Origin of the sequence: Acinetobacter sp. CIP-A165, from assembly GCF_000367985.1 — a bacterium.
GTDB lineage: Bacteria > Pseudomonadota > Gammaproteobacteria > Pseudomonadales > Moraxellaceae > Acinetobacter.
In genome coordinates this window covers 350,474-358,203 of sequence record NZ_KB849200.1, presented here as the reverse complement: position 1 = coordinate 358,203, position 7,730 = coordinate 350,474, and the positions used below count along the sequence as shown (strand labels likewise).

The following is a 7,730-nucleotide window of genomic DNA, read 5'->3' as shown; positions in this document are numbered from 1 at the left end:
CAATTGGTTGTGCGGTAGATTTTGTGTGCAGGCTTCTTCATTTGAAAATTATATCGCTGAAAAACCCTTTACAGATAGGTTTGTGCAACAAAGCCCAGATAAACTCGAACTTGTCAGCAAATTGCAGAAGCAAGGTCGCATCGTGGCAATGGCCGGCGATGGAATCAATGATGCACCTGCACTAGCCAAGGCTGATGTCGGTATCGCTATGGGTACCGGGACTGATGTCGCAATGAATAGTGCTCAAGTTACCCTGGTCAAGGGAGATTTACGCGGTATCTCGGTTGCCCGTTCACTCTCGGAAGCTACTGTCAGCAACATGAAACAGAACCTCATGTTTGCTTTCCTTTACAATGCCTTGGGTATCCCAATAGCAGCTGGCGTACTCTACCCATTTACAGGTTGGTTGTTGTCACCCATGATTGCGGCCTTGGCCATGAGTTTTAGCTCCGCTTCAGTGATCACGAATGCCCTTCGCCTGCGACATAAAAAGCTATGATAGAGAGTCCTTTTCTTCCACCAGATGTATCAGGCCTAGTTGCAGCACTTGCCATCGGCCTGCTCATTGGTTTAGAACGAGGATGGAATGATCGTGAACTGCCAGAAGGCAGCCGAGTAGCAGGCCTACGTACCTTCACATTGACAGGATTACTCGGAGGAGTGCTGGGTCATCTACAGCCAAACTTTGGGCCTTGGCCACTAGTCGCAGCCGTATTAGGGCTTTCCCTTTTACTTACGGTATCCTACGCGCGTACCGCAAAAATTTCCGGTAATTTAAGCGCTACCACGACGATCGCGATGCTGTTGACATTAGTTCTAGGTGCATATGCATCCCATGGTAATGTTACTTTAGCATTAACAGCGGCTGTCATCGTGGCTGTATTTTTGGATCTCAAGCCAACCTTACATGGTTGGTTACGCTTGATCGAACATCGTGAATTAACCGCATCTCTACAGTTACTGGTACTTTCTGTCGTTATATTACCTTACTTACCCAATACGGGTATGGGACCTTTTGCTGCATTAAATCCTTACCAGTTATGGTGGGCAGTGATCCTGATTGCCGGACTCTCTCTGGCAGGTCATTTTGCCATGCGGCTCACCGGTTCAGAAAGAGGCATACTCTGGACAGGTCTATTGGGTGGTTTGGCATCTTCTACAGCTGCAACTGTCGCACTGGCACGCTATACACGCCAGCACCCCGTCATGGTCAGTGCTGCTATTTCTGGAACATTGGCTGCCTGTGGCATCATGTTTTTTCGTATGGCTGTACTGATAGGCGTCATTGAACCCGCACTTCTAAGCACTTTTGGTGGTGCAATGATGATTGCGGGAATCCTTTTGCTGGGTATGGCACTGTGGAGACAACGCCAAATTACCAGCGCTGAAAACAACGATCGAACAATAGAAGCAATGGCTCCTTTTGATCTTGGGACAGCATTCAGCTTCGCTGCTTTCCTTTCTGTCATGGCAGTCTTGGTTCCGGCAGCAAAACAATGGTTGGGCACCAGCGGCATCTTCGTACTATCGACTATTTCCGGGCTAGCAGACGTAGATGCTATTTTAGTCTCACTTGCCCGCCTGCATAGTACTGAAGGCTTAACAACAAATGTGGCTGCTGTCGCGCTAGGGCTGGCCACACTGAGCAACATGTTAAGCAAAGCGACAATTGCATGGATGACAGGGGGGGTACAGTTTGGCCGAGCCATCATAATTGGCTACACAATTGCCATGATAGGTGCTGGCGTAGCTCTAGCTCTCAGTTTGAGCTTTATGTAAGGTCAACTCGGGTAAATGGAGGATGTTCAAAAAATGAGTTAAAACGATTCCCCTTGCATGGATTCACTTTGAAAAACAATGGTAAAAATGATTCGACCATTGAGGGATTCAGCCTGGATGGTCGCCCCAAGCATATCAAGAATAGATTTTGTTATGGCAAGCCCTAAGCCGGTTCCTTCTTCTGTTCTTTGCCTAGACGCATCTGTTCGATAAAAACGATCAAATAATCTGGATAGTTGTTCAGGAGAGATTTCAGGGCCTTCATTTTCAATTGAAAATATTGTGTTATCTAAATTCTGTTGAAGTTTTATCCGTATTGTAGAATTCTTGTTTCCATATTTAACTGCATTAGACAATAGATTGCTGAGTGCGCGACGTAACATAGCAGGATCACCTTTTACATTGCCAGATCCTGTTTGTTGAAGTGTCATATTTTTTTCGGCAGCGAGAGCGTCATAGAAATCAAATAAAGCGGTAACTTCTTTAACAAGGTCAATATTCTGTAAGTTCTGTAAATTTAAGCCATGTTCTGCTTTTGCCAAGAAAAGCATATCGGACATCATTCGAGCCAAACGTTCAAATTCTTCTAAATTAGAAAATAGTATTTCTTGATAAGTACCAATATCTCGGTTACGGGCGAGACATACTTGAGTTTGGGTCATTAAATTATTAATCGGTGTTCTAATTTCATGTGCTAAATCAGATGAAAAATCGGAAAGTTTTTCTAAAGCTGACTCTAGTCTGTCCAGCATAGCATTGAAGGCGATTGCCAATGATTTTAGTTCGGTTGGTGTATGCTCAACTTCTAAACGTTCTGAAAGATGTTGAGCAGAAATTCCTTCTGCGACCTTAGCCATTTTTTGCACGGGTCTTAAACCTCTCCAGGTTGCAAACCAACCTAAAAACATTAAACAAATTGTACCAGCCAAACCAATATACAAAAGTTGACGCTTAAAATCTTTTAGAAAATGTAGATGTTCTGATGTATCGATCCCAACAATAATTTGTACAGATTGTATTTCAGAATTTCTATTTATACCTGTAGTGTAGATCATGCCACGATAGGTCTTATTTTGAACTTGCCATTTAATCCATGAATTATTTGCTGACTTGATTAAATTTTGAGTATTAATGATTGAGGATGCTGAACTAAATAAAATTTGGCCTGTCGGTCGTTCTATTTGGACCATAAGATCATGGTGTCCAACTAACGCATCTCTTAAATAAAGATTAAGTTCTGGAGAATTTTTAGGATGCTGTTGGAGAAGATTCTGAATAAGCTGGATTTTACCTTCTAATTGGGTACGGTCTTGAGTTTCAAAATGATGCATTACTAATTTATTTATGAACAAACCCATAATAATTAGAATGAAAATAGTAGATAATGAGAAAATGATACCGATCCGGAAACTGATCGCTCTGAATAAATTATTATTCATCCTCTACCTCTAGTACATACCCCATTCCTCGAATATTCTGAATTAATTTGGGAGTAAAGTTACTGTCAACTTTACTTCTTAATCGTTTAATAGCGACTTCAACGACATTCGTATCACTATCAAAATTCATATCCCAAATTTGAGAAGCAATCAGCGCTCTTGGTAAAATTTCACCTCGTCTACGCATAAAAAGTTCCATAAGCGCGAATTCTTTTGCCGTCAGATCAATGCGTTGACCCGCTCGCGTTACCCGACGTTTTCTCAAATCAAGTTCTAAATCAGCAATCTTAATAATATTACTATCTTCTCTTTGCTGCCCTCGTCTAAGGAGAGTTTTGATTCGAGCAAGAAGCTCTGCAAAAGCAAAAGGCTTTATTAAATAATCATCAGCGCCTAACTCTAGACCTTTTACTCGATCTTCTATCTGATCTCTGGCTGTTAAAAATAGAATGGGCATTGTTTTACCGCTGCTACGAATATCATTGATAATATTCCAACCATTTAGTCCAGGTAACATCACGTCTAAAATAATTAAGTCATACTCTTCAGAAAGAGCTTGATGTTTACCCGTTAACCCATCTGTAACCCAGTCCGTAATATAGCCAGCTTCGGATAAACCTTGCTTGAGATAATCACCAGTTTTTTGTTCATCTTCAACTAATAGTATTCTCATTTCCGAATCCTAAGTCATTCATTAAAACTATAATAACGTTATAAAACATCTGATCGAGATAGATTACAAAAATGTCATTTTCAAGTCACTTAGATTTTCAATGCTTCACTTTATTGTAGTAGCAAGAAATTAACTTTTAGAGAAACTTATGAAAACTGTAGTGCGTCGTAGCTTAACTACTTTAGTGTGCATGGGAGCATTAATCGCAGGTACTCAATCTTGGGCAAATGATGCAAAAGATCTATCAAATTCGAAATCTAATGCTGTGACAACTGCAAAAAAAGCACAAGAGCCGTGTTCTAAACCTTGTAAGATGAACAAGGATAATAAGGTTCAGCAAGAACCTAGCCAACAGCAAGCGGCAAATTCCTCTGATATGTCGAAAATGGATCATTCCATGATGAATATGGACCATTCGAAAATGGATCATTCAAAAATGAATATGTCCAATACATCAAATAAATAATTTTATAAAAGCAGGAAAGGAGTATTGGAGCTAACGATAAGGATTGCCTTAATACTCTAATCTGGTCTTTTTAACGGTGAGATAGAATGTCAAATAAGTTAAGTCATGTACTCTTAATTGGAGTTGGTTTATTTTCATCAACTTGGGTAATGGCGGCAGTTAAAGAATATGATTTAACAATCGCTGAACAAACTGTAAATATCACAGGAAAACCAGTTGAGAGAATTACCGTAAATGGTCAATTTCCTGCGCCTTTGCTTGAGTTTGAAGAGGGTGATGAAGCCATCATTCGCGTGAAAAATAATTTAAAAAACCAAGATTCTTCTATTCATTGGCACGGACTGTTGTTGCCGGGCATTATGGATGGTGTACCAGGATTTAATGGTTTTAACGGTATTAAGCCTCAAAGCGAGTATGTTTATAAATTCAAGATTCGCCAAAGCGGGACTTATTGGTATCACGCTCATTCTAAAGGACAGGAACAGGACGGCTTATATGGTTCTTTTGTGATTTATCCAAAAGGTAAAACACCATTGGCAGCACATGAAAAAGCTGAACGTGACTATGTGGTGATGTTGTCAGATTTTCATGAAAAAACCAGTGATCAAATTCAGAAAGATCTTAAAATTTCAGCTGAATATTATCAAGATCAGCGTGAAACCTTGGGTGATGTTTGGAAGCAGGTTAAACGTGATGGCATAAAAGCGACATGGTCTGACCGCAAAATGTGGAATCAGATGCGTATGCTAAAAACCGACATGTCGGATGTTACAGGTTATACCTTCCTCATTAATGGCAAAACACCTGAACAAAATTGGACAGGAATGTTTAAACCGAATGAAAAAATTCGCCTACGTTTTGTGAATGCATCTGCGATGTCTTTCTACGATGTCCGTATTCCTAACTTGAAAATGACTGTGGTCAGTGCTGATGGTCAGCCTGTAAAACCTATTGCTGTGGATGAGTTTCGTATTGGCACAGCTGAAACTTATGATGTGATTGTGGAGCCAAAAGGCGGACATTATCAAATTGAAGCTGAGTCAATTGACCGTGCAGGCTATGCGATTGGTACACTGCACAATGAATTAAATCCTATGACACATGGCATTCATATGCCTGCACCACGTCCACGCTCACTTTTGACCATGGAAGATATGGGACATGGTGGCGGTGATCATGCAGGAATGGATCATTCGAAAATGAACCACGGCAATATGCAAGGCATGGATCACTCGAAAATGGATCATTCAAAAATGAACCATGGCGATATGCAAGGCATGGATCACTCGAAAATGGATCATTCACAGCATGGCACAGCAAAACCACAAGAAAATGATCAAGTGGTTTATGGTTGGGCAAATGCATCTACACCTGCGGGCAATAAAGCCTTGCAATATAGTGATTTAAAATCTTTAGAACCGCAAAAAGATACTCGTGAAGCTAGCAGTGAATTAGTAGTGCGTTTGGGCGGTACTATGGAGCGTTATATTTGGACGATTAACGGTAAAAAATTCAGCGATGCTGAGCCATTAAAAGTGAAGTATGGCGAGCGTATCCGTATCAAATTTATTAATGACAGTATGATGGCGCACCCCATGCATTTACATGGCATGTTTATGCAGTTGGAGAATGGTCAAGAGTCGGTAGATATGCCGAATAAACACACATTGATTGTACCACCGGGTAAAACAGTGACTGCTTTATTAACTGCGGATGAGTTGGGCGAATGGGCAATCCATTGTCATTTGTTGTATCACATGAGTGCAGGAATGATGAACAAGTTGATCGTGGCAAATGTTAGCGATGAACAAGTGTCTACAACGCCAATTCAAGGTACAAATTCGACTCAAACTCAACAAGTAACTGAGCAAAAAGGAGCTGAACATGCACATCACTAATTTTGTATTGAAAGCGATTTTTTCTGTTGCGGTATTGAGTTTAACGACCTTAAGTGTGGCGCACGAAGGGCATCATTCAACTGCTCAGACTGATGGAAAAAATGTACCATCAATGAATCATCAAGCGATGTCTGAGATGGATCATTCACAGCATTCTCCACAAGAGCATGCACAACACATGCAGATGATGGGGAAAATGAATCATGCTGCACATTCAGCACCGATGAACCATCAACATGCAGGTCATCAGCCAATGCATCACAAATCAACAGAGAAACAGCAAGATCAAAAAGTACAGAAAGGAGATCAACATGCGCACCATTAATCTTTTTTCTAAAACTGTTTTAGCAAGCTCTTTGTTGATGGTCAGTGCAGTGAGTTTGGCACATAATGGTGAAGATCATAGTGCGCCTGAAAAAATGACAGTTGCTACATCTTCTAGTCAAAATCAGCCGATGCAAATGGATCGCTCTCAAATGAACCATAGCCAAATGAATCAGGCACAACATCAGGCAACATCTACGGTTAATCATTTACATCATGTACCAGATGCGAATGCTCAGCAGAGTTCGCATTATGATCATCGCTCAGAACACGGTGCGCAAATTTATGCGATTACGACAGTGGATAATAAGTGGCTTGTCAATGAAGATGGCACAGGTGATTTAAAGTCAGAGTTTGAAACCCGTATTGGCACAGATGAAAATAAGGTTTTTATTAAAATTCATGCCGATAAAGAAGAATCGCATGATGCACATTATGATGCCAAACTTTTATATAGCCGTATGATTTCAGACTTTTGGGATGCACAGATTGGTGCACGTTATCGTAGTGAAAAAGTTGAACTCAATGATCATCGCAAAGACACCGAAGAAAATGTTGATGCGGTGATTGGCTTACATGGTATGGCGCCATATTTCTTTGAAACTGATGCTTATCTCTATGCGGGAGAAGACAATTATGCGGGCTTTAGCCTAGAAACGGAACGTGATTTTCTGATTACGCAAAAGTTGATTATTCAACCTTATTTAGAGTTGGATGCTATCTTTAGTGATGACTCTAAATATGCGAAAAAAACTGGTTTAAGCAGTGCAACCGCAGGGTTTGAAACTCGCTATGAAATCAGTAAAAAGATCATGCCGTATATCGACATTGCCTATGAGTATTCAAAAGGTAATGATGAAACGTCGTGGCAAATAGAATCAAACTCTGAGAAAGGTTGGTTATATGGAGCTGGTGTTAGATTTAGATTTTAATTAATTTAATGATTACTAAATAGCTTTATTTAAATAAAACTCTAGCTTAATGTGGCCGGAAGCAAAATGTTAACTTATTTTGCTTCCTTCCATTTAACATAATGGCTGTTATGCGAATTCGACTTGTTAGAACCCATTTAAAGTGTCTATATTCTCACCAATAAAAATGTCTGGTTTATGATGGTTTTTATCACCATGGACTGGATATAAAATATAGAT

Annotated in this window: 8 protein-coding genes; 6 read left to right on the top strand and 2 right to left on the bottom strand. The window is 40.3% G+C overall.

Going from position 1 to position 7,730, the window contains the following annotated elements; translation table 11 throughout:
- The coding region (locus F991_RS01560; protein WP_004668317.1) for an HAD-IC family P-type ATPase at positions 1-499 on the top strand (499 nt) is incomplete at its 5' end.
- Positions 496-1,779, top strand: coding sequence for an MgtC/SapB family protein (locus F991_RS01555; RefSeq protein WP_004668316.1), 1,284 nt, complete (start codon positions 496-498; stop codon positions 1,777-1,779). The genes F991_RS01560 and F991_RS01555, both read left to right, overlap by 4 nt.
- Before the next feature lie 38 nt (positions 1,780-1,817).
- On the opposite strand, the gene F991_RS01550 is transcribed toward F991_RS01555, so the two are convergent.
- Positions 1,818-3,218 carry a heavy metal sensor histidine kinase gene (locus tag F991_RS01550; RefSeq protein WP_004668314.1) on the bottom strand — a complete coding sequence of 467 codons (1,401 nt, stop codon included), beginning with the start codon at positions 3,216-3,218 and terminating at the stop codon, positions 1,818-1,820.
- Positions 3,211-3,891, bottom strand: coding sequence for a heavy metal response regulator transcription factor (locus tag F991_RS01545; RefSeq protein ID WP_004668313.1), 681 nt, complete (start codon positions 3,889-3,891; stop codon positions 3,211-3,213). The genes F991_RS01550 and F991_RS01545 overlap by 8 nt, the downstream gene beginning before the upstream one ends.
- 148 nt (positions 3,892-4,039) lie before the next feature.
- Between F991_RS01545 and F991_RS01540 the strand changes: the two genes are divergently transcribed.
- The 4 genes from F991_RS01540 (at position 4,040) to F991_RS01525 (ending at position 7,511) form a co-directional block, all read left to right on the top strand.
- Positions 4,040-4,357 (top strand): hypothetical protein, encoded by a 318-nt coding sequence (locus F991_RS01540; protein ID WP_004668312.1) that lies wholly within the window; start codon positions 4,040-4,042, stop codon positions 4,355-4,357.
- Between the two features lie 86 nt (positions 4,358-4,443).
- Positions 4,444-6,255, top strand: coding sequence for a copper resistance system multicopper oxidase (locus tag F991_RS01535; protein ID WP_004668311.1), 1,812 nt, complete (start codon positions 4,444-4,446; stop codon positions 6,253-6,255).
- Entirely contained in the window at positions 6,242-6,580 is a 339-nt protein-coding gene (locus tag F991_RS01530; RefSeq protein ID WP_004668310.1) for a hypothetical protein, read from the top strand. Before F991_RS01535 ends, F991_RS01530 begins: the two co-directional genes overlap by 14 nt.
- Positions 6,567-7,511: a copper resistance protein B gene (locus F991_RS01525; protein ID WP_004668309.1), complete on the top strand. Its 945-nt coding sequence runs from the start codon at positions 6,567-6,569 to the stop codon at positions 7,509-7,511. Before F991_RS01530 ends, F991_RS01525 begins: the two co-directional genes overlap by 14 nt.
- Positions 7,512-7,730: the final 219 nt, after the last annotated feature.